General features: G+C 71.3%; 21 protein-coding genes. 11 read left to right on the forward strand and 10 right to left on the reverse strand.

Annotated features, from left to right (window positions below; all coding sequences use genetic code 11):
* Positions 1-7 precede the first annotated feature (7 nt).
* Complete coding sequence (locus P8T65_RS32935; RefSeq protein WP_316728833.1) at positions 8-652, reverse strand: HNH endonuclease family protein; 645 nt, start codon at positions 650-652, stop codon at positions 8-10.
* Positions 653-1,247: 595 nt separating this feature from the next.
* Between P8T65_RS32935 and P8T65_RS32940 the strand changes: the two genes are divergently transcribed.
* Together P8T65_RS32940 and P8T65_RS32945 are read left to right on the forward strand one after the other, a co-directional pair.
* Complete coding sequence (locus P8T65_RS32940) at positions 1,248-1,829, forward strand: TMEM165/GDT1 family protein (protein WP_316728834.1); 582 nt, start codon at positions 1,248-1,250, stop codon at positions 1,827-1,829.
* 178 nt (positions 1,830-2,007) lie between these two features.
* On the forward strand, positions 2,008-2,676 hold the full coding sequence (locus tag P8T65_RS32945; RefSeq protein ID WP_316728835.1) for an HAD family hydrolase: 669 nt from the start codon (positions 2,008-2,010) through the stop codon (positions 2,674-2,676).
* A 167-nt stretch (positions 2,677-2,843) separates the two neighbouring features.
* Here P8T65_RS32945 and P8T65_RS32950 read toward each other — a convergent pair whose 3' ends face one another.
* Positions 2,844-3,800, reverse strand: a complete 957-nt coding sequence (locus tag P8T65_RS32950; RefSeq protein WP_316728836.1) for an NAD(P)-binding domain-containing protein — start codon at positions 3,798-3,800, stop codon at positions 2,844-2,846.
* A gap of 69 nt (positions 3,801-3,869) precedes the next feature.
* Between P8T65_RS32950 and P8T65_RS32955 the strand changes: the two genes are divergently transcribed.
* Positions 3,870-4,232 (forward strand): helix-turn-helix domain-containing protein, encoded by a 363-nt coding sequence (locus tag P8T65_RS32955; protein WP_316728837.1) that lies wholly within the window; start codon positions 3,870-3,872, stop codon positions 4,230-4,232.
* Positions 4,233-4,434: 202 nt separating this feature from the next.
* A complete protein-coding gene (locus P8T65_RS32960; protein WP_316728838.1) occupies positions 4,435-4,713 on the forward strand; it encodes a DUF6959 family protein in 279 nt (92 codons plus the stop codon).
* Positions 4,714-4,783: 70 nt separating this feature from the next.
* Here P8T65_RS32960 and P8T65_RS32965 read toward each other — a convergent pair whose 3' ends face one another.
* Positions 4,784-5,107 (reverse strand): antibiotic biosynthesis monooxygenase, encoded by a 324-nt coding sequence (locus P8T65_RS32965; RefSeq protein WP_184894724.1) that lies wholly within the window; start codon positions 5,105-5,107, stop codon positions 4,784-4,786.
* Here P8T65_RS32965 and P8T65_RS32970 point away from each other — a divergent pair, their 5' ends adjacent.
* Positions 5,108-5,431, forward strand: a complete 324-nt coding sequence (locus P8T65_RS32970; RefSeq protein WP_316728839.1) for a hypothetical protein — start codon at positions 5,108-5,110, stop codon at positions 5,429-5,431.
* A 47-nt stretch (positions 5,432-5,478) separates the two neighbouring features.
* On the opposite strand, the gene P8T65_RS32975 is transcribed toward P8T65_RS32970, so the two are convergent.
* Positions 5,479-6,729 carry a hypothetical protein gene (locus P8T65_RS32975; RefSeq protein ID WP_316728840.1) on the reverse strand — a complete coding sequence of 417 codons (1,251 nt, stop codon included), beginning with the start codon at positions 6,727-6,729 and terminating at the stop codon, positions 5,479-5,481.
* Positions 6,730-7,029: 300 nt separating this feature from the next.
* A complete protein-coding gene (locus P8T65_RS32980) occupies positions 7,030-8,073 on the reverse strand; it encodes a peptidoglycan-binding protein (protein WP_316728841.1) in 1,044 nt (347 codons plus the stop codon).
* 209 nt (positions 8,074-8,282) lie between these two features.
* On the opposite strand from P8T65_RS32980, the gene P8T65_RS32985 reads away from it, so the two are divergent.
* On the forward strand, positions 8,283-10,514 hold the full coding sequence (locus P8T65_RS32985; protein ID WP_399101193.1) for an MDR family MFS transporter: 2,232 nt from the start codon (positions 8,283-8,285) through the stop codon (positions 10,512-10,514).
* On the opposite strand, the gene P8T65_RS32990 is transcribed toward P8T65_RS32985, so the two are convergent.
* Positions 10,420-11,073, reverse strand: coding sequence for a GNAT family N-acetyltransferase (locus P8T65_RS32990; RefSeq protein ID WP_399101196.1), 654 nt, complete (start codon positions 11,071-11,073; stop codon positions 10,420-10,422). The genes P8T65_RS32985 and P8T65_RS32990 overlap by 95 nt on opposite strands.
* A gap of 181 nt (positions 11,074-11,254) precedes the next feature.
* On the opposite strand from P8T65_RS32990, the gene P8T65_RS32995 reads away from it, so the two are divergent.
* Positions 11,255-12,013 (forward strand): hypothetical protein, encoded by a 759-nt coding sequence (locus P8T65_RS32995; RefSeq protein ID WP_316728843.1) that lies wholly within the window; start codon positions 11,255-11,257, stop codon positions 12,011-12,013.
* 5 nt (positions 12,014-12,018) lie between these two features.
* Positions 12,019-12,627, forward strand: coding sequence for a hypothetical protein (locus P8T65_RS33000; protein ID WP_316728844.1), 609 nt, complete (start codon positions 12,019-12,021; stop codon positions 12,625-12,627).
* A gap of 145 nt (positions 12,628-12,772) precedes the next feature.
* Here P8T65_RS33000 and P8T65_RS33005 read toward each other — a convergent pair whose 3' ends face one another.
* Positions 12,773-13,192, reverse strand: a complete 420-nt coding sequence (locus P8T65_RS33005; RefSeq protein ID WP_316728845.1) for a DUF1992 domain-containing protein — start codon at positions 13,190-13,192, stop codon at positions 12,773-12,775.
* A gap of 118 nt (positions 13,193-13,310) precedes the next feature.
* Between P8T65_RS33005 and P8T65_RS33010 the strand changes: the two genes are divergently transcribed.
* On the forward strand, positions 13,311-13,706 hold the full coding sequence (locus P8T65_RS33010; protein WP_215455150.1) for a hypothetical protein: 396 nt from the start codon (positions 13,311-13,313) through the stop codon (positions 13,704-13,706).
* A gap of 24 nt (positions 13,707-13,730) precedes the next feature.
* Here the strand turns inward: P8T65_RS33010 and P8T65_RS33015 are convergent, their stop codons facing one another.
* Positions 13,731-14,402, reverse strand: a complete 672-nt coding sequence (locus P8T65_RS33015; protein WP_316728846.1) for an O-methyltransferase — start codon at positions 14,400-14,402, stop codon at positions 13,731-13,733.
* Between the two features lie 113 nt (positions 14,403-14,515).
* Positions 14,516-15,841, reverse strand: coding sequence for a DUF2330 domain-containing protein (locus tag P8T65_RS33020; RefSeq protein ID WP_316728847.1), 1,326 nt, complete (start codon positions 15,839-15,841; stop codon positions 14,516-14,518).
* A 271-nt stretch (positions 15,842-16,112) separates the two neighbouring features.
* Here P8T65_RS33020 and P8T65_RS33025 point away from each other — a divergent pair, with 271 nt between their 5' ends.
* Positions 16,113-18,200, forward strand: a complete 2,088-nt coding sequence (locus P8T65_RS33025) for a bifunctional glycosyltransferase 87/phosphatase PAP2 family protein (protein WP_316728848.1) — start codon at positions 16,113-16,115, stop codon at positions 18,198-18,200.
* Positions 18,201-18,280: 80 nt separating this feature from the next.
* On the opposite strand, the gene P8T65_RS33030 is transcribed toward P8T65_RS33025, so the two are convergent.
* Positions 18,281-19,516: a cytochrome P450 gene (locus P8T65_RS33030; protein WP_316728849.1), complete on the reverse strand. Its 1,236-nt coding sequence runs from the start codon at positions 19,514-19,516 to the stop codon at positions 18,281-18,283.
* A 235-nt stretch (positions 19,517-19,751) separates the two neighbouring features.
* Here P8T65_RS33030 and P8T65_RS33035 point away from each other — a divergent pair, with 235 nt between their 5' ends.
* Entirely contained in the window at positions 19,752-20,921 is a 1,170-nt protein-coding gene (locus tag P8T65_RS33035; RefSeq protein ID WP_316728850.1) for a steroid 3-ketoacyl-CoA thiolase, read from the forward strand.
* Positions 20,922-21,192 lie beyond the last annotated feature (271 nt).

Below are 21,192 nucleotides of genomic sequence, written 5' to 3' on the forward strand. Positions count from 1 at the left end.
GTGCGTGTCAGCAGTTCGCCAGGTAGCTGGTCAGAGCGCTCTTCTCGGCGGAGTCGACCGAGAGGTCGTAGTAGTACTTCACCTGGACCCAGGCGCGGACGTAGGTGCAGCGGTAGGCCGTGCGCGACGGCATCCAGGTGGCGGGGTCCTGGTCGCCCTTCGCCTGGTTCACGTTGTCGGTGACCGCGATGAGCTGCGGGCGGGTGAGGTCGTTGGCGAAGGCCTGACGGGTGGCGCTGCTCCAGCTGTCGGCACCGGAGTCCCAGGCCTCGGCCAGCGGCACGAGGTGGTCGATGTCCAGGTCGGAGGCGAGTGTCCAGGTGGCGCCGTCGTACGGGGAGTACCAGCTGCCGCTGGTGGAGGCGCAGGCGGAGTCGGTGACGACGTTCGTGCCGTCGCGCTTGAGGACCGTCTCGCGGGTGTTGCAGGTGCCGCTGATGGTGATCCAGTGTTTGAACAGGTCCCGGTTGTAGCCGGTGCGGTCCTCGGTCGCCACGGTGAGGGTGGCGAGGTAGGAGCGGGCGGTGGCGGCGCTGACGGGGGTGGGGAGGGCGGCGGAGGCGGTGGGGGCGGTGAAGAGCGCGGCGGAGGCTATCAATCCGCTGAGCGCCGCGAGTATGCTGACTCGTCGACGCGCGTAGAACCTGCGCATGTGAACTCCTTGTGGAGCCGGGGGTGTTGGGGAGTGAGCGATGCGAGCGCTTGAAGGGTCGCGTCGTGGTGTTACCGGCGGATGTGCGTCGGGTGAGAACTTAATGACGTGCGCATGACACGACAAGGGGTGCGGGCGTGGTTGTGGCCGGGCGCCTGATGACTCGGGGGTGCGCGTGCGTCGGCGCGTGCGTCGGCGGGTGCGTCGGCGGGTGCGGGTGCGTGGGGCTTCTCGCGCAGTTCCCCGCGGCCCCTGAAAGCAGGGGCCGCGCCCCGCTTTTCCTCCCCCGGCCCCGGCGCCTTTCAGGGCCGCAGCCGCCGATCCGCCCCCGCCCCCGAGCCGTGACGCGCCCCGCGCGTACCATGGACCCCGCAGAAGGGGAGTAGCTCTTCGCCGGACCGTCGACATACTGCTCAGCTCGTCTGAGCCGGCGCCCGGAGGCGGGTCCCGATGACCGGGACCGCGCCAGCGAGACCTTCGGCAAGCAGTGCACCGTCCGTGCCGCCCGGCACGGGCCGACCGTGTGCTGCCGTGCCGAGGTGTCGCGACAGCGGATGATTTCTCTCGGTGGGGCGGCCCGACCGATTGAGGAACCTTGATCAGCTTCAGTGTCACGGCGCTCGTCTTCGGCGTCGTCTTTCTCGCCGAACTCCCCGACAAGACCGCCCTCGCCGGACTCGTCCTCGGCACGCGCTACCGCGCCTCGTACGTCTTCGCCGGAGTCGCCGCCGCGTTCGCCGTGCACGTCGCGCTCGCCGTGGCCGCCGGCAGTGTCCTCACGCTGCTGCCGCAGCAGATCGTGCACGCGCTCACGGGCGTGCTCTTCCTCGGTGGCGCGGCGGTGCTGCTGATGAAGAAGGACGAGGACGAGGAGGAGATCCGCCGGCCCGAGGACCAGAGCTTCTGGAAGGTCTCGGGCGCCGGCTTCATGCTCATCCTGGTCGCCGAGTTCGGCGACCTCACCCAGATCATGACGGCGAACCTCGCGGCCCGGTACGACGACCCGCTCTCTGTGGGGCTCGGGGCCGTCCTCGCGCTGTGGGCCGTGGCCGGACTCGGCATCGTCGGCGGCAGGGCGCTGATGAAGCGGGTGCCGCTGACACTGATCACACGGATCGCCGCCGTGCTGATGCTGGGGCTCGGTGTGTGGAGTCTGTGGGAGGCCGTGGCGGGATGAGTGAGCCGTACGGGTGAAGGGGTGGCGGGCGCCGGGATAGTTTTGTACCGTAGAGAAACAAAGTGGCTCCCGCCCGCATTCCCTGACCGGTGGGCGGGGCCGCCTTGTTCCCTCCGGGCCGCCTCGCCGGGTGCGACCCCGCCCGTGGCCCCCTCTTCTCCGCGTCTTGGAGCTGCTGATGACGGCCACGACCGTGCTGACCGCCCGCGCCCTCCTGCTGGACATGGACGGCACCCTCGTCAATTCGGACGCCGCCGTGGAACGCGTCTGGCGTCGCTGGGCCGAGCGGAACGGGCTGGACGGCGCCGACATCATGAACGTCGTCCACGGCCGCCAGGGGTACGCCACGATGGCCGTCCTGCTGCCGGACCGGCCCCTGGAGGAGAACCTCGCGGACAATGCGCGGATGCTCGCCGAGGAGACCGCCGACGTGGACGGCGTCGTCCCGATACCCGGCGCGCCCGTGTTCCTCGCCTCCCTCGTCGCCGGCGGTGTGCCGCACGCCCTCGTGACCTCGGCGAACGTCGCGCTGTCCACGGCCCGGATGGGCGCGGCCGGGCTGACGCTGCCGGACGTGCGCGTCACCGCCGAGTCCGTCGGGGCGAGCAAGCCGGACCCCGAGGGCTTTCTGAAGGGCGCCGCCGAACTGGGCGTCGCGCCCGAGGACTGCGTCGTGTTCGAGGACTCCGAGGCGGGGATCCGGGCCGGGCGCGCCGCGGGGATGCGGGTCGTGGGCATCGGCGAGCGGGCCCGCCCCCATGGACCGGACGTCGTGGTGCCGGACTTGACCGCGGTACGGGTCGAGGTCACGGGGGACGGCGGGCCGATCCGGCTCAGGGTGGGTTGAGATCGGTACGGGGTCTCGCGGTGGGTTGAGATCGGTACCGGGTCTCGCGGTGGGTCGAGGCTCATGGTGCGTCGAGATCGGCGGTCGGGCGGGGCTCGTGGCAGGGCGAGGTCCTCGACCGGCCCGGGATCGGCGTCTGGCCTCCGGGCCGGTCGAGGGGCGTCGTGTCAGTGCTGGAGGTCGAGTACCTCCGTCAGGCGAGTGAGGCCGTCCGTGCCGTGGCCCTGCGCGATGGCGCGGCGGACGAAGCCCTCGGCCGACCGCATGACGCTCGCGTCGATGCCGTGGGACTCGGAGACCTCGATGACGTGGGTCATGGTCGACAACGCCGACGTGAGCGGGTTGCCCTCGCCGGAGTGCCGGCCGCTGTCGACCTCCTGCGCGCTCTCCTCGAAGAGCGGCGGCAGGATCGCGGCGATCCCCTGGGCGAACGGCGTCAGTTCCCGCGCGCTGACACCCTCGGCCCGGGCCAGAGCCAGGGCATGGGTGTAACCGGCGATCGAGGTCCAGAAGAGATCGAGCAGCGCGACGTCGTACGTGGCCGCCCGGCCGATGTCCTCGCCCAGATGGGTGTGGGAGCCGCCCAGCGCGTCCAGCACGGGCCGGTGCGCGCGGTGGAGGTCCTCGGGGCCGCTGTAGATGTACACACCGTCCGGGGTGCCGATGGCCGGCGTCGGCGTCATGATCGCCCCGTCCAGGTAGCCGATGCCGTGCTCGGCAGCCCACGCGGCGGTGTCCCGGGCCCGGTGCGGGGTGTCGGCGGACAGATTGACCACCGTGCGGCCCTTGAGGGCCTCGGTGACCGCCGGGGTGCGCAGGATCGCGTCAGAGGCGTCGTAGTTGACCACGCAGACGACGGTCACCGGGCTCGCGGCCACCGCCTCCTCGGCCGAGCCGGCGCCGATCGCGCCGCGCGCCACCAACTCCCCGTCGCGGCCCGGCGTACGGTTCCAGACCGTGGTCCGCACCTTGGCGTCGAGGAACGCACCGGCGAGGGCCCGGCCCATCGGGCCGAGGCCCAGTACGGTGACGGCGGGAGCGGGGGTGCTGTCGCCGGTCGTGCCGGAAACGGCGGTGGTGAGGGCGGCGGTGGTCGCCGTGTGCTGTTCGGTGTGTGCGGGCATGACTCGGTAACTCCTGTGGAAAATGAGTGAATTGGTCGGATCGCGACTGAGGGGAACGGGGGAGCGGAAATGAGGCGCAGGCGTGCCCAGGACACGGAGGTGTGCGGGGTGACCGCGGCGATCGCCGTGATCGAGGGGAAGTGGAAGCCGTCGTTGCTCTGGCTGCTGGAATCCGGCCCGCACCGACCGGGTGAGCTGCGCCGGCTGCTGCCGGGGCTCAGCGAGAAGGTGCTGACACAGGCGCTTCGCGAGATGGAGACGGACGGGCTCGTGCACCGGGAGGTGCACGATGTGCTGCCGCTGAAGACCGTCTACTCGCTGACCCTGTTCGGCCGTGAACTCTCCGAGGCGCTCGGGCCCTTGTCGGACTGGGGGCACCGGCGTCTGGAGACGCTCACCGGAGCGTCACCGTCGGCGACGTCGTCGCCGTAGGCCTCACCCATCACGTCATCTTCTCGTCTTCCGTCCCTGCTCAAGTGGCGCGCGCCCCGTCGGCCGCTCCCTCACCACAAGGATCGTCGGACATCGACCGGCCGCCAAGTACCCACAAAAAGGTGGGTACTTCGGGGCGCCGAACGCGCTTGGCGGGTTGCGTACGCAGGAGGGTGCCGTCGCGTTGCGGTTGGATGACCGGATGGAACGCATAGAGGCCGAGCTGTTCACGGATCCGGGTAACGACGCGGTGGTGCGTCTGCCCCCGCGCAGGTTTCCGGGCGTACTGATCCAGGGCGATTCCCTGTCGATCGTCCGTGCCGACGTCGCAGGGATCGTGGCAGCCTGCGACCAGGGGGACATCGGCGAGGCGCGGGAGGCCGCGGCCCTCGTCCTCGCCCACCTCGACGAGCTGTTGGCCCGCTACGGCACGGCCCTGGAGGCCAACGGCATCCCCCTGCCCTACATCGAGGCGCCCTGAGCGCCGATGCGGGGGGCAGCGGCCCCCGCCCGCGTGCGGTGGCATGGGCGGGGGCGTACGTGTGCAGGGGTCAGGAGTCGGTCTTCGGGCCCGTCTGCTGGAGGACCTCGAAGGTCCAGACGGAGGAGTCGGAGGCGGCGGGCCTGGGGCGGTCGCCGCCGCCCTGGTGGGCCTGCTTCATGGGGCCCTCCATCCATGCCTGGAACGCGGCCTCGTCGCGCCAGCGGGTGTAGACGAGGTAGTTGTCGGTCCCGTCGACGGGGCGCAGCAGCTCGAACCACTCGAAGCCGTCGGAGTTCTCGACCACCCCGGCGCGGGAGGCGAACCGCTTCTCCAGCGTCTCGCGCTGCTCGGCCGGAACCGTGAGGACATTGATCTTTACCACGCTAGGCACATGACACCTCTGAGTAAGCGGGCGCCCGAGTGGCGCCCTGACCTGGACGACGTGCGAGCCGTCAGCTGCATCCGCCAGAGTAAGCAACGCGAGGACGACGGCAAGGCGAGCCCCGAAGCCCAGCGCACCAAGTGTGAAGCCCTGATCACGGCGAAGGGCTGGGACATCGCCGGGCATTTCGCGGATGGGCTCTCGCGCCTCACTCGTCAGGGTGCACTTGAAGCCGTGCTGATCATCCGCGAACTGAACTGCACGGCGTCCGATTGGTCGGCGTCGAGGAACCCTACCTGGACACGTTCACCCCCGTCGGGCTCGGAATCCTGACTTCACGTCGGAGCGGGTCCGGCGGCCGCAGGGGTCAGGCGTTCGGATCAACGCGGGCCGGACAGGATGTGAGCGGTGCTGGGCAGGCTCTTGGTGGATGCGGCCGTGGCCTTCTTCGGAGTGGCGGTGACCACGGCGGAGGCGTCCTTGCAGTGGTCGGCTTTTTCCGCCGCCGTCATGGGGCGGGAGACCCAGTCGACGACACCCATCTCCTGCGGGACGGGACCGGTGGCGACGAAGTCACGGACGTACCAGATGTAGTGGCCCCATTTGCGGTCCTTGTACGTCACCGTGTACTCACCCCCCGCGGTCTGCATCTTGGTGTTCCGGTTGACCCAGCCGACCTCCCCGGCCGGGACGGTGAGGTCCGTCTCGTCGGAGACCCTGCTCTCCCAGGTCCACTCGTGTCCGTAAGTGGTCTTGAAGCTGAGGCTGTACTCCCCGCCGACCAGGGCATTTCCGATCTTGTAGCTGGCTCCCAGCTCGACGCTGAGCGAGTTCTTGCCGCCGGTCGTGTCCCACCAGCTCATCTTCTTCTGCTGCTCGATGCTGGTGCAGTTGTACGCGCGGGCCACCTCGTGGACCCCGCCGTAGCTGTAGGTGACGTCACCCTTGTGCTCGAACTTGCAGGTGGCGATCTTCTCGTCGCAGTCCGCGAAGAGCTGGGCGGCGGTCGGCGACTCCGCGTAGCTCCACTGGATGGAGCTGGTCAGATTGTCCACACCATCCCCGACCGAGAGCTGAGCGCCGATCTGCCAGCTGGTGGAGTCGCCCTTCAGCCCGGGGTCGGCGAAGTGCCGGGCCTGGCAGTCGTTGAAGGTCTGGTACGAGCTGATGGCGTCGTTGAACGCGGCGGGCACCTGGTCGACCTGAAAGCCCGGCCCGTCGGGGGTGCACTTGCTCTCGGCGGTGAAACTCATGGACTTGCCCGTGTGGTTCGCGTCCAGGTACTCGGTGCCGATGACGACGGAAGACTCCGCGGTCGGCTCCGCATCGGCCCGCAACTCGGCGGCGGTGCCCGCGACGTCGATCTTCTTCCGGAAGGCCGGGTTGGCGACGGCTGTGCGGACGTCCAGCGGAGCGTCCTTGACCCGGCCGTCGGTGGCTGCCGCGATGGCCGCCCGATAAGTCGGGAAACATTGCACGGGACCGCCGGATACATCGACGGTGCAATGCGATCCGGCTGTCTTCGAACCGGGCTCGGTGGTGGTCGCCAACGCCGTGATCGGCACGGTCAGGGCCAGCACACTGGTGCCCGCCGCCGCAATGATCACGGTCTTCCTGGAACGGCTCTTCATCCGGTGCTTCATCTGCGGTGTGCCTCTTCGGGGCCAGGGGATCGCCGGCCAGCCGCATGAGCAATGACTGGGCCAGTGCTTACGGACAGGGACGCTAGTCCAGCGAATCACGAGGCTTCTGAGGCTTGAGGTAAATCTGAGGTGCCCGGTACCGAGCCGACGCGTCATCAGCCTCGGGCGGCGTAGCCGAGAAGAGCCTTCGCGACCGGGCGCCGGTCGACGTCCCTTCGATCCGGAGCCTGCGCCGACAGTCCTTGATCTCGTAGCGGTGCTACAGCCGTTCCGCGTTCCCATGCTGCGTCACGGCTTCTTCGTCTCCGACTCCAGACGCTTCCGGGTCACCAGGCCGTAGACGCCCGGCTCCTCCTTGTCCTTCGTGATGCCTCGGGTGTTCTGGTAGACGATGACGGCCTGTTCGAGCTGGTCGTCGAAGTTCTGGTCGATGTCACCGATGTAGAGGCCCAACTGACGCAGTCGGAGCTGGAGTTCGGTGACCTCGGGGTCGTCGTCGCCTGCGCGCAGTGTCTTCGGGCCCCTCAGCCGGCTGTCGTCCGCCTCGTTCGCGTCGGCGGCCGAGGAGCCGGTGGAGGCGCCCGCGCTCGGCCCGCTCTCTTCGGGGCTCGGCGACACGGACGGCGACGGCGAGCCGGACGGCTCCGAGGGCGACGGAGAGGGCGACGGGCTCTTGGAGGGGCTCGGCGACCCCGCGCCGCCGCTCGACGGTGCGGGCACGGGCACCCCACCCCCGGCGTCGGCGCCGCGCTCCCCGGACGGCTCCACCGGCGACGCCTCCCCGTCGGGCGACGTGTCCGGCACGCTCGCCCGCCAGTCGTCCGGTAGCGCACGGTCCCGCTCGGGTGCCTCGTACGAGAACAGCCCGCTCGCGAATCCGGCGGCGGCCATCACCCCGGCGGCGGCCGTCCCGGCGATGGCCACCATCAGCCCCGCACGGCGGCGGCGCCGGCCCCGGGCGCGCCCGGCCGACGTCGCCGTGCTCATCGTCGTCGTGGCTGGCGGCGTCGTGGTCAAGGGCATCGCGGTCGTCGGCGCCGTGGTCAGCGGCATCGTGGTCGTCGGTGTGCGGTCGGGGGCCGGCCCGGGGGCTTCGGCGGCTCCTGCAGTTCCGTAGTGCCGCGCGGTGCCGCGGGGGACGTCGGTCTCGTCACCCAGCTCCACGTAAGGCCGTATCCGGAGGGGGTCGAAGTCCTCTGCGGCCGCCGCCTCGGCCGTACGGGTCTTGAGCAGGGCCTCGGACGCGCGGCGGGCGCACGCGCAGGACGGCGTGCCGTCCGAGGCCCGGGGTGTGAAGCACTCCGGGCATATGTGACTGGTCGGTTCACTCACGTGTCGTTCCTCCCCGTGAAGACTCCAGAGTTTAGGCAAAGGGTCGACACGGAATCTCCCGAACACTTCGGGAATCGCGGGTTCCGGAAAAGCCTCGACAGGCCATAACCGGTCACACCGACCACCATGGGAACGGACATGGAGGAAGAGGAAGAAGGAGAGGAGACTGAGGGCGCTGTACGAGGCCCTCGGGTCCTCAGGAGGTCTGCATGACCGACGACATCAGCCACGAGCCGGGCCCTCACGAGCCCGCGCACGGGCCCACGAAGGGGGCCTCGCACGGGCCCGCCTCCACCGGCGTCCCCACCGGCGCCGCCGGCCGCACACCCCCGTCCGGACCCCGTGGCCACGGCGTCCCCACGTCGGAGCGGGTGCCCGGCGGGGTGATGGTCTCCATCGGGGCCCTGCTGCTGGGCATGCTGCTGGCCGCGCTGGACCAGACGATCGTGTCGACGGCGCTGCCGACGATCGTGAGCGACCTCGGCGGGCTGGAACACCTGTCGTGGGTGGTCACGGCGTACATGCTGGCCGCGACGGCGGCGACCCCGCTGTGGGGGAAGCTGGGCGACCAGTACGGCAGGAAGCGGCTGTTCCAGACGGCGATCGTGATTTTTCTCATCGGGTCGGCGCTGTGCGGAGCGGCCCAGGACATGCCCCAGTTGATCGGATTCCGGGCGCTTCAGGGCCTCGGCGGCGGCGGGTTGATGGTGCTGTCGATGGCGATCGTCGGGGACCTCGTCCCACCGCGCGAACGCGGGCGCTACCAGGGGCTGTTCGGCGCGGTCTTCGGCGCGACGAGCGTGCTCGGGCCGCTGCTGGGCGGGCTGTTCACCGAGCATCTGAGCTGGCGTTGGGTGTTCTACGTCAACCTGCCCGTCGGAGCGGTCGCGTTGGTCGTCATCGCCGCCGTGCTGCGCATCCCGCGCCGCTCCGAACGGCACGTCATCGACTACCTCGGGACCTTCCTGATCGCCTCCGTGGCCACCTGTCTGGTCCTGGTCGCCTCCCTCGGCGGCACCACCTGGGACTGGAACTCGCCGCAGATCATCGGCCTCTCCGTGCTGGCCGTGCTGCTGGTCGTCGTCTTCGTGGCCGTCGAACGGCGGGCCTCCGAACCCGTCCTGCCGCTCAAGCTGTTCCGCGTCCGCACCTTCACCCTGTCCGCCGTCATCAGCTTCGTCGTCGGCTTCGCGATGTTCGGGGCGATGACCTATCTGCCGACGTTCCTGCAGGTCGTGCACGGTGTCTCGCCGACCATGTCCGGTGTGCACATGCTGCCGATGGTGTTCGGGCTGCTGCTGTCCTCGACGGTCTCCGGGCAGATCGTCAGCCGTACGGGCCGCTGGAAGGTGTTCCCGCTCGCCGGGACGGCCGTCACCACGCTGGGCCTGCTGCTCCTGCATCAACTGGACGCCGACAGCGGCGACGGCGAGATGAGCGCGTACCTCTTCGTCTTCGGGGCCGGGCTCGGTCTCGTCATGCAGGTCCTCGTCCTCATCGTGCAGAACGCCGTCTCCTACGAGGACCTCGGCGTCGCCACCTCCGGCGCCACCTTCTTCCGGTCCATCGGCGCCTCGTTCGGCGTAGCCGTCTTCGGTACGGTCTTCGCCGGCCACCTCGGCGACAAGCTCACCGATGCGCTCGACGGGGCCGCGCTGCCCGCCGGCGTCACCGTGGAGGGACTGAAGGCCGACCCCCGCGAGATCGCCGACCTCCCCGCCGCGCTGCGCCCGCCCGTCCTCGACGCGTACGCCTCCTCCATCACCGACGTTTTCGTCTACGCGGCCCCGGTCGCGCTGCTCGGCTTCGCCCTCGCCTGGTTCCTGCGTGAGGACCGGCTGCGGGCGTCCGTGACGGCGCCGGACGCCACGGAGACGCTCGCCAGCAACCCGGTCGAGCGGTCGTCGTACGACGAGGTGTGCCGGGCGCTGTCGGTGCTCGGTTCTCGAGAGGGCCGCCGCGAGATCTACCGGAAGATCACCGCTCGGGCCGGTTACGACCTGCTGCCCGCGACGAGCTGGCTGCTGCTGCGGATCCGGCGCTACGGCTGGGCCGAGCCCGCCGTCCTCGCCGAGCGCAGCACCGTCCCGCTCGATGTGATCATGGCCGCGACCCGGCAGGTCGAGGAGTGCCGTCTCGCCCGTCGCGACGGCATCGACCTCGTCCTCACCGACGCCGGCCATGAGGCCGCAGACCGGCTCGCCAAGGCGCGCGAGGACTCCCTCGCCGAGTTCCTCGGCGACTGGTGGGGCCGCGACCGCCCCACCGACCTCGTCCGGCTCGTCGAGGAACTCAACGCCGAGCTGTGCGGCTCCGACGAGGAACGCCCGCACTCCGCAGGGGCGATCACCCGCCGGCCGGCCGGCGGGCGGGGCTCGGGGACACCGCCGACACCTCCCGCGCCGCCCACGGCTTCGACGTCTCCGTCAGTGCCTTCGTGAACCAGTGGTCCGCGTACGCGTGGTCGTTGTGCGGGGCGCTCTCCGCGTAGCCGAGCCGGGCGTACAGCGCGCGGGCCTCCACCAGGTCGTTCCGGGTGTCGAGCACCATCCGTTCGGCGCCCAGCGCGCGGGCCGCGTCCTCGGCCGCCGTCACGAGCAGCGCGGCGCCGCCCCGGCCCCGGGCCCGCGGCCGTAGGTACACCCGCTTCAGCTCGGCGGTCGTGGCGTCCGCCAACCGCACCCCCGCCGTGCCGACGGGCTCGCCCTCGTACCGTGCCACCAGCAGGAGTCCGCCCGGCGGTGCGAGGTACTCCCCGGTGTCCGCCGTGACCTCCCGCTCCAGTTCGTCCGGGTCCGTGGCACGCCCTTCGTGGAGCCGGTACCAGCGGTCGCTGACCTCCGTGTAGTACGCGCGCCAGAGGGACGCGGCCACGGGGGAGTCGTGGGGCTCGGCGGCCACGGACCAGCGTTCCGGAGCCGGCGTGCCGGAGGTGAGGGGTGTGCGGGGCGTGGGGGGCTGCGGAACCGACGGGGGTGTCGAACGGGTCATGGCGGTCATTGTCGGGAGCGGGGCGGGGCGCCTCGCAAACGATTTACGCCGCCGCCCCGGGTGTCACGCGGTCGTCCCGCAGTCGTCCCGCGCGCACGCGCTTGCCGTTTGAACGAACGGGTTCGGGCAACCCGGTGCGAAACGGCCCGACGGGGCGAGACGCCCGGGCCGAGGACTCTGGAAGGCATTCATGTCCACAGGATTGATCATCGCTTTGATCGTGATCGTGGCGCTCGTGGTTGTCGTGGCCGCCGTCCTGACGCTGCGCGCCCGTAGGGGCGCGGGTGGCGGCGGCTCGCTGAAGCGGCGCTTCGGCCCCGAGTACGACCGGACCGTGGCCCGCCACGACGGTGACGAGCGGGCCGCCGCCCGGGAACTCGCGGAGCGGGTCAAGCGGCACGGCTCGCTGGAGAAGCGGCCGCTGCCGAGCGCCGAGCGCGAACGGTACGAGTCGCGCTGGGCCGCCGCCCAGGAGCGCTTCGTCGACTCGCCCCGTGAGGCGGTCGCCGAGGCGGACCGGCTGATCTCCGAGGTGGCCGAGGCTCGCGGCTTCCCGGACGGGAACCGCTACGAGACCCAGCTGGAGGCGCTCTCCGTCCACCACGCCCACCATGTGCACGGCTACCGCCGGGTGCACCTCGCGGCGCACACCACCGGCGACACCGCCCAGGGCCGCACGGGAGCGTTCGACGGCAACGGTGTCGACCCCGGTACCGGCACCGAGGACCTGCGCGAGGCCATGATCGAGGCCCGGGCCCTGTTCGAGGACCTGGTGACGCCGAGCCGCCGGGACGCGCGGGCGGACCGCGACGCCTCGGCCGGACACGCGGGCCGCGCCCACCGCGACGGCTCCGCGCGACGCGACGTGCGCGACGGTGCGGCCGCCGACGGCCGTCACCGGTCCCATCTGCCATGGGCGCCGGCCAGGCGCCACGCGAAAGGAAGTTGAGGGGGATGACCGACGACATGACGAGGGGCGAGGGCATCCGCGAACGCGGTCCGCGTGACACGCGCGAGGCCGACGCGAGGCGGGACGGTACGCGGGCGAGCGGCATCCCTCCGGGCAGCCGCGCGGCGGACGCGGCCGACTCGGCGACGGGCGGCACCGGGGCTCCGCTGGTGGCCGGCCACGACACCGCGGACGGCCGCACCGGCGGCCGTACCGAGCACAGGACGATGGGCGTCCGCGACGAGCCCGCCGGGGTTCGGGGCGCGGACACCCCCGGGCCGGGCCGCGGCGAGGGCCCCACCAGGGCCCCCGGCGGGAACGGCTCCAGGTCCGCCGGGTCCCCCCTGCTGCCCCATGACGAGAGCGACAAGCTGACGCTGCGGCTGCAGCACGCGGTCGGTGGGTTCGTCGACGAGCCCCGCTCCGCCGTCGAGGAGGCCGACCACGTCCTGGAGGAGGTCACCGCCCGCTTCACCGACGCGATGACCCAGCGGCGCCGTACCCTCCGCAACACCTGGGAGACCGGCGCCGACGACCGCGCCACCGACACCGAACAGCTCCGCCTCGCTCTGCGCGACTACCGCGAGCTGACCGAACGGCTGCTGCGCCTCTGACCGCGACAGCGACACCGGCACTTGACGAGACCGCGCCCCGGGTCGTGCCCCGGGGCGCGGTCTTCTGCGCGGGGCGCCATAGGGACGCCGGGGTCGTCAGGGGACCGGGTCGGCCGCACCGGTGCCGGGCGGCCGGGCGGCGGGCTCACCCCTCCTGGCGCTGCCGTCCCTCTCGGCGCTCACGCCACTGCCGTACGACCTCTTCCACGTCGTAGGGCTTCAGGCCGAGCGGGGGTCCCGGTGGGGGCTTGAACATCATGTCGCGGATCTTGGAGTTGATCTCGGTGACGATCTTGCGGACGACGCGTTCGGAAGGGGCCTCGGCGGCCGTCGCGAGCGCGTCCTCGGCCTCCTTGCGCAGGGCCAGCGTCGGGGGCAGGACCGACAGGCCCTCGCGGGCCATCTTCCGTTTGATCCACCACAGTTCGTCGTACGTGGTGTCGTCGCCCTCCAGCGGCCGGCCGACGCCGGGGAGGCTCTTGAAGTCGCCGCGCGCCTCGGCGTCGCGGATCTGTTTGTCGACGAACGACTCGAAGCTGACACCGGGGGGCTTTCGCTCGGTCATGCGTCCATTGTGCCGGAGCCCGCACAACAGGACGATCCGGCGATTTATCATGCGGCGGCGGCGTGCCAAACGTGCCGTGCGCAGCGACAATCGGAGTTTGACCCGTTAGGAGCGGTACGTGCTCGAACTCACCATGGCCTCGGTCTCCGAGGCGGACGCCGGGGCGACGGCCGGCATGCAGATGGCCGACGCGCCCAGCGAGCCGGGCGGCGTGCTCCGGGTGGGCCGCGATCGGGCGGTGTGCCGGCTCGCGACACCGGACGACTGGCTCTTCGTCTCCCGTGTGCACCTGGAGTTCCTGTGCGGCCCCGACGGGACCTGGCAGGTCACGTGGCTGCGCGGCTCGCACGCCGACCCGTCCTCCGAGGTGCGGCTGACCCTGCAGGGCCATCAGCCCTCGCCGCTGCCGTACGGCGGCACGGCGAAGCTGCCGCACGGCAGCTCCGGCGAACTCGTCATCCACGACCGCACGGCTCCCCGCAGCGTCAACGTGGGCTTCTACCACGAGGGCTGACGGGGCCCGCTCCCCTCGACGGCGTCAGTCGGTCACCCGGGCCAGGGCGAAGCCGTCGTACCCCTTGCTGCCCACGGTCTGCAGCGCGGTGCCGGACAACTTCGGGTGCGTGGCGATGAGTTCGATGGCGGCGCGGGTGCCGCGGACGTCCGGCTCGGTGCTGCCGGCGTCGGCGACCCGGCCGCCGCGTACGACGTTGTCGACGACGATGACGCTGCCGGCCCGGGTGAGCTTCAGGGCCCACTCCACGTAGTGCGGGTTGTTGGCCTTGTCCGCGTCGATGAAGACCAGGTCGAAGGGTTCGGGGTTCTCGTCGGTCAGCTTGGGCAGCGACTCCAGGGCAGGGCCGACCCGGACCTCGACGAGGTGGTCGAGCCCGGCGCGCGCGATGTTGCGGCACGCGACCTCCGCGTGCCGGGCGCTGTACTCCAGGGAGATCAGCCGGCCGTCGGCGGGCAGCGCGCGGGCCAGCCAGATGGTGCTGTAGCCGCCGAGGGTGCCGATCTCCAGGATGCGCCGGGCGCCCTGGATCAGGGCGAGGAGGTGGAGGAACTTACCCTGGCCCGCGGCGACGTCGATGGCCGGGAGCCCGGCCGCCTCGTTGTCGCGCAGCGCCGCCGCCAGGGCCTCGTCGTTCGGGGCGAGGTGGGTGGAGAAGTAGGCGTCCACGTCGTCCCAGGTCCGTGACTCGCTCATGAAGCTGTGCCTCCCGCGCCTTCCATCAGGGTACTTACTTAGAGCAGCTAAGTAGGTGCGCTAATGAATATAGGCGCGGTGTGGGCTCCCTGTCAGCGGTTCCCGGAGGTGTGTCAGCCGTTCGGCGCGGACTTGGGGTCGGCTGCGGCCTCCGGTGCGGGCGCCGGACCGGCCCCGGGAGGCACCGGAGCGCCGGGCGGCGTCGGCGCGCCCGGCGGCATGTGCGCGCCCGGCGGGTAGGCCCCCGGAGGGTACGCGCCCGGCGGCATGAAGGCGCCCGGCGGCGGCACGGGCGGCAGCTGTCGCTTGGCGTTGCGCTTGAGCACGATCGCGACGGCGACCGCCTTGACCGCCAGCACGGCCATGCCGATGCCGAAGGACAGCAGCCAGCCGGGGATGCCCCATACGGTCCACATCTCGTCCACGTGGATGACCTCTCGATAGGTGTCGTCGGCCGCGGCCCGCCGCAGCGTGTGGTCGCCGGAGATCCGCTCCGGCCGCGGGAAGTCCTGCTCGACGGCGGTGAGGAAGCCCGTGCCGCCCGCGGCCAGGTCGCCGAGGGTGCCCACCGGCGCGCCGAGCCGGCCGGCGAACGTCACCTCCGGCTCGTCTCCGCCGATCGCCGAGCTCGGCTCCATCCGGTGCTCGGCGAGCACGTACAGGCCGAGCGCCTGCGGTGTGTCGGCCAGCCGTGACAGCCGCATCGGATAGACCAGTTCGTCGCTGGCGAAGGTGAGGTGCAGCGGGTCGAGGGTGCCGGACAGCGGGGTGCCGCCGGCCGAGTCCTCCGGCGCGAGCCGGATCGCCACGTACTCCCACTTCTGCCGGACGTACGGCTCCAGCGCCGTGTCCAGGCGGTCCGGGAGCCGGAAGCCGTTCCCGTCCAGCCAGTCGCCGAGCGCTCCGGAGTCGGTCGCGGTCAGCCGCGCCACGTCGAACGGGCCGAGCCGCTCGCGGCCGACGACGTCCACCGGGGACCGCGGGCCCCCGGCCGCCGCGTCCCCCGCGCCGTCGCCCTCGAACATGTCGAAGGGCCAGTCGTCCGAGCGCGGCCAGAAGTACTCACGCCGCTCGTACACGGGCGCGGTCTCCTTGTCGAGCTGGTCGAAGAGGGCCGCGTCGCCCAGCTCCACCGTCGCCCGGTTCGGCACCGGCATGATCCACGCGGCCGTCCGGGCGTCGCCGGAGACCGTCAGACTCATCACGATCTGCTCCTCGCGGCCGTCCCAGCGCACCACGGACCGCTCGCGGCTCACGTACACACTCCGCTGGTCGTCCGGCACCATCGCACCGCAGCCGCAGGCGTACGCCGGTGCCACGAGCGAGGCCAACTGGAGCCCCAGCAGCGCCAGCACGACCACCACAAGCCGTCCGCGTATCCCGCGCCCCTCACGCGCCCTCAGTACCGGACGCGCGCGCCCCCGTACGAAACCCTTCATCCCCCGTGCCTTTCCACTGCCCCGCTGACCTGCCGTACCGCTCGGGCCCATGGTTCCAGGTGTTTGTCAGTGGTCTGTCACCACCGTGCCCGCGATGCGCATCCGTGATCCCCGCCGTGCCCTTGAGCGGGACGACGGCCCCACGCGCACTATCGTCATCCGGACAAGCGAGGGCGACTCTCAGGTGAAGTCGGGGTTGCCCGCGTCTCACCGTCGGGACAGTGCGAGCCTTTTCGGTGGGACGGCCGACGGGGCGGGAGGACGACAGCGCGTGGCGACGGAGCAGAGCAGACCGGGCGGAGCCGTGGGAACCGGTGCGGCGGCGGCGCGCCTGGGGGCCCTGCGGGCCGTGCTGTGGCTGGTCGCCGGCGTCCTGGCGGTACGTCAGATCGCGGTCGTGCTCCACACCCCCAAGGGCGAGCGGCTCACCGACCTGGAGACCTGGGTCGGGCCCAGCGGAGTCCTCCACGTGAACGGCTCGCTGTACGACTCGACGCGCTTCACCGGCACCCCCTTCGGCGGCCTCGTCCTCAAGCCCCTCACCCGGACGGCCGAACAGGCCCTCGGCTGGGGCTGGACCTTCGGCACCCTCCTGCTGGTCGTCGCCCTCGGTCTGGTCGCAGCCCGCGCCCTGCCCCAGCCCGTCACCCGCCGTACGGCACTGCTCGCGGCCCCCGTCGCGGTCACCCTGCTGATGCTGTCGCTGCCGGTGCGCAACACCCTCTACCTGGGCCAGACCAGCATCATCCCCGTGCTGCTCGTCCTCGCGGGCTGCTTCGCGGTGCGGGGCGAGCGGACCAGCGGCGCCTTCATAGGGCTCGCCGCGGCCTTCCAGCCGACCGTGCTGCTGTTCGTGCCGCTGCTGTGGTTCACCGGCCGCGGACGGGCCGCCGCGAGCACCGGGATCACGTTCGCCGGGGCCACCGCGCTGGCCTGGGCCGCGATGCCGCACGACTCGTTCACCTACTGGGTGCACCATCTCGGGGGCGTCGGCCTCGGCGGCCGGGCGGACGACCTCGCCAACCAGTCCCTGCACGGCGCGCTGCTCCGGCTGGGCCTCACGGGCCCGCTGGAGATCGTCGTCTTCTTCGCGCTGGCCGCCGCCGTCGCCGTGTTCGGCATGCGGCGGGCCGTCCACTACGCCCGCGACGGGCAGCTGCTGCTCGCCGTCGCGATCACCGGCTGTGTCGTGGTCGCCGTCTCCCCGACGTCCTGGAAGCACCAGCTGCTGTGGGTGCTGCTCGCGGCCGTCGGCCGGGTCGGCACCAAGCAGTCCTCGCGCTACGTGTGGCCGGTCGCCGTCGTCCTGGTGATGACCCTGCCGGCGAAGATGATGGTCCCGAACGTGGACGTCCTGTACCCGGCCCGCGACAACGTCGTGCTGCTGGCCGCGCTCGCCGCCGCGCTCGTCGTGCCGTTCCTGTCCCGCACCTCGGAGTACTACCGGGCCCCCGTGCCCACGGAGTACGCCCCGAAGGCGCAGACCCGTCCCCGCCGGGCGCCGCTGCTGCGCCGGGTGGCCACCCGGCCGAACCTGCTCCTCGAACTGCTGCTGATCCGCGTCGTGTACGCGGCCTACCAGCGCACGCGGCTGGAGGCCACCGGCAGCCGGGCCTCGGCCGAGGAGCACGCCCGGCAGATTCTCTCCGTCGAGGAGGCCCTGTTCCTCGACGTCGAGCACTGGTTCAACCACACGGTCGTCGGGATCGGCTGGCTGCGGGTCTTCTTCGACTTCTACTACACCTCGTTCCACTTCGTGGTCCCGCTGACCGTCCTCGGCCTCCTCTACTGGCGCCGCCCCGCCGACTACCGCTGGGCCCGCACAGCCATCGGCTTCACCACGGTCCTCGCGCTCGTCGGTTTCTTCCTCTACCCCCTGGCGCCGCCGCGGCTGATGCCCGGCCTCGGCATCATCGACACCATCCACGGCGTCCAGGACTTCTCCCGCCCGGACTACGGCAGACTGACCGAAGTCGCCAACCAGTACGCGGCGATGCCGTCCCTGCACTTCGGCTGGTCCCTGTGGTGCGGCCTCACGATCGCGATCGTCGCCCCCAGGGTGTGGATGAAGGTCCTCGGCCTGATGCACCCCTTCTTCACGGTTCTGGCGATCGTGGCGACGGGCAACCACTGGGTGCTGGACGCGGTGGGCGGGGCGGCGGTGGTGGGTGCGGGCTTCGGTCTGACGTACCTCCTGACGGGACCGCGCACCACCGCGCCCCGAAAGGGGCGCGGGGAACTGCGCGAGCAACCGAAGACGGCGGACAGACTCGCGACGGTCGTCCGGCACGACGGCGGGGGAGCGGCCGGAGAGGGCGGACGAACGACCGAAGACGGCGGAGACAGGGGCGGGGCGTAGGGGGCGCGGCCCCTGCCTCCGGCCGGACGGGCCGACGGCGCCGGGAGGCCGTCGGCCCGAGTGCTGGGGGATGGGTGGGGTCAGCCCGTGGTCACCTGGAGGTGCTTCACCCCGTTGATCCAGGCGGAGCGCAGGCGGTCGGGATCGCCGGCCAGGCGGAGACCCGGCATCGCGTCGGCGATCGCGTTGAAGATGAGGTCGATCTCCAGGACCGCGAGGGACTTGCCCAGGCAGAAGTGGGGGCCTCCGCCGCCGAAGCCCAGGTGGGGGTTGGGGTCGCGGGTGATGTCGAAGGCGTCGGGGTTCTCGAAGACGTCCGGGTCGTGGTTGGCGGAGGCGTAGAAGATGCCGACGCGGTCGCCCTTCCGAATGAGCTTGCCGCCGAGTTCCACGTCCTGGGTGGCGGTGCGCTGGAAGGCGTTGACCGGGGCGGCCCAGCGGACGATCTCCTCGGCGGCCGTCGCGGGGCGCTCGCGCTTGTACAGCTCCCACTGGTCGGGGTGGGTGAGGAAGGCGTGCATGCCGTGGGTGATGGCGTTGCGGGTCGTCTCGTTGCCCGCGACGGCCAGCATCAGCACGAAGAAGCCGAACTCGTCGGAGGCGAGGTTCCCCTCGTCCTCGGCGGCCACCAGGGTGGTGACGATGTCCTTCGCCGGGCACTGCTTGCGGTCGGCGGCCATGTTCATGGCGTAGGCGATGAGTTCCATCGCCGACTGCTGGCCGACCTCCTCGGTGATGGCGTACTCCGGGTCGTCGTAGGAGATCATCCGGTTCGACCACTCGAAGATCCGGATGCGGTCCTCCTGAGGGATGCCGATCAGCTCGGCGATGGCCTGGAGGGGTAGTTCGCAGGCGACCTCGGTGACGAAGTCGAAGGGGCCCGGACGGGCGGCGGCCTCGCGGGCGATGGTGAGGGCCCGGTGGCGCAGGTTGTCCTCCAGCGCGCGGATCGCCCTCGGAGTGAACACGCGCTGCACGATCTGGCGGACCCGGGTGTGCTCCGGCGGGTCCATGTTCAGCAGGATCAGCCGCTGGGCGTCGATGGCGTCGCGCTCGATGTGCTCGTTGAAGCGGATGATCGCGGTGTTGACGGTCGAGGAGAACAACTCCGGGTGCGTGGAGACGTACTTGACGTCCGCGTGCCGGGTGACGGCCCAGTAGCCCTCGTCCGCGAAGCCCGCGATGCCGGGTGCCTGCGGGATCCAGTGGACCGGTTCCGTGCGGCGCAGTTCGGCGAACTCCGGGAGGGGGACACGGTGGTGCAGGAGGTCGGGGTCGGTGAGGTCGAACCCGTCGGGCAGCGCTGGACAGGGCATCGGCAACTCCTGACGGAGCATCAGATATAAGGAATTGCGGTGACGGTAGTAACGGGTTCTAGAACTGGCAAGGGGTGCGGGCTCGTCAATCGGCGGCCAATTGCCGCACGACCCTTGCGGTGTCGGAGTGGCCCTCCGCAGACTGCTGAAGAGAACTAGAACGCGTACTAGTTCTGCGTGGCGGGTCGGGCCGGGACGCCCCGCGCCGCGCGGGTAACCGTCGAGAGGATTCCCCATGGCCGCGGAACCCGTGATCGTCGAAGCCGTACGCACCCCCATCGGCAGGCGCGGCGGCGCGCTCGCCAACCTGCACCCCGCCTATCTGCTGGGCGAGACCTACCGTGAACTCCTCGGCCGCACCGGCATCCCCGCCGACTGCGTCGAGCAGATCGTCGGCGGCACCGTGACCCACGCCGGCGAACAGTCCATGAACCCCGCGCGCACGGCCTGGCTGACCATGGGCCTGCCGTACGAGACGGCCGCGACCACCGTCGACTGTCAGTGCGGCTCCTCGCAGCAGGCCTCGCACATGGTGGCCAACATGGTCGCGGCCGGCGTCATCGACGTCGGGATCAGCTGCGGGGTCGAGGCCATGTCCCGGGTGCCGCTCGGGTCGGGGTCCAAGCACGGGCCGGGCAAGCCGTTCCCGGAGGAGTGGAACGTCGACCTGCCGAACCAGTTCGAGGCCGCCGAACGGATCGCCCGGCACCGGGGGCTCAGCCGAGAGGACGTGGACGCGCTGGGCCTGCGGTCCCAGGAGCGGGCCGCCGTCGCGTGGGCCGAGGAGCGGTTCAAGAAGGAGACGTTCGCCGTCCAGGTGCCGACGACCGAGGCGGAACAGGGTGCCGGGCAGGGCATGTGGCGGCTCGTCGACCACGACGAGGGGCTGCGCGACACCTCGGCGGAGGTGCTGGCCCGGCTGAAGCCGATCATGCCGACGGCGGTCCACACGGCCGGCAACTCCTCCCAGATCAGCGACGGCGCGGCGGCGATCATGTGGGCGTCCAAGCGGATGGCGCGGGCGCTGAAGCTCCGACCGAGGGCACGGATCGTCGCCCAGGCGCTGGTCGGCTCCGACCCCCACTTCCACCTCGACGGGCCGATCGACGCGACCAAGGCCGTGCTGGGGAAGGCCGGGATGTCGCTGAAGGACATCGACCTGGTGGAGATCAACGAGGCCTTCGCGTCGGTGGTGTTGAGCTGGGCGCGGGTCTTCGACCAGGACCTGGAGAAGGTGAACGTCAACGGCGGCGCCATCGCCCTCGGCCACCCGGTGGGCGCGACCGGGGCACGGCTCATCACGACCGCGCTGCACGAGCTGGAGCGTACGGACAAGGAGTTCGCGCTGGTGACGATGTGCGCCGGCGGCGGGCTGGCGACCGGGACGATCATCCAGCGGCTCTGACGGGCGGGGAGGAGGAAGAGGGGGAGCAGGGAAAAGGGCCCTGCTGGTCGTCCCGCGACCAGCAGGGCCTTCCCCCGTGGCGGCAAGTCCCCCGTGCCGCCGTACTCCCCCGTGGCGGCCGGTCGAACCGCCCGTTCCCCCGTCGTGCGCGGCCCCCGTTCCGCCCACACCCTTGATTTCACCGGGTCGCGCATTGTTAGGCAGGGGGGTCGAGGCTGCCAAACAATGGCCGGACGCGATCTCGCCGCTTGGGCGGCCGGATGCGTACGTT

Source organism: Streptomyces sp. 11x1, assembly GCF_032598905.1.
Lineage (GTDB): Bacteria > Actinomycetota > Actinomycetes > Streptomycetales > Streptomycetaceae > Streptomyces.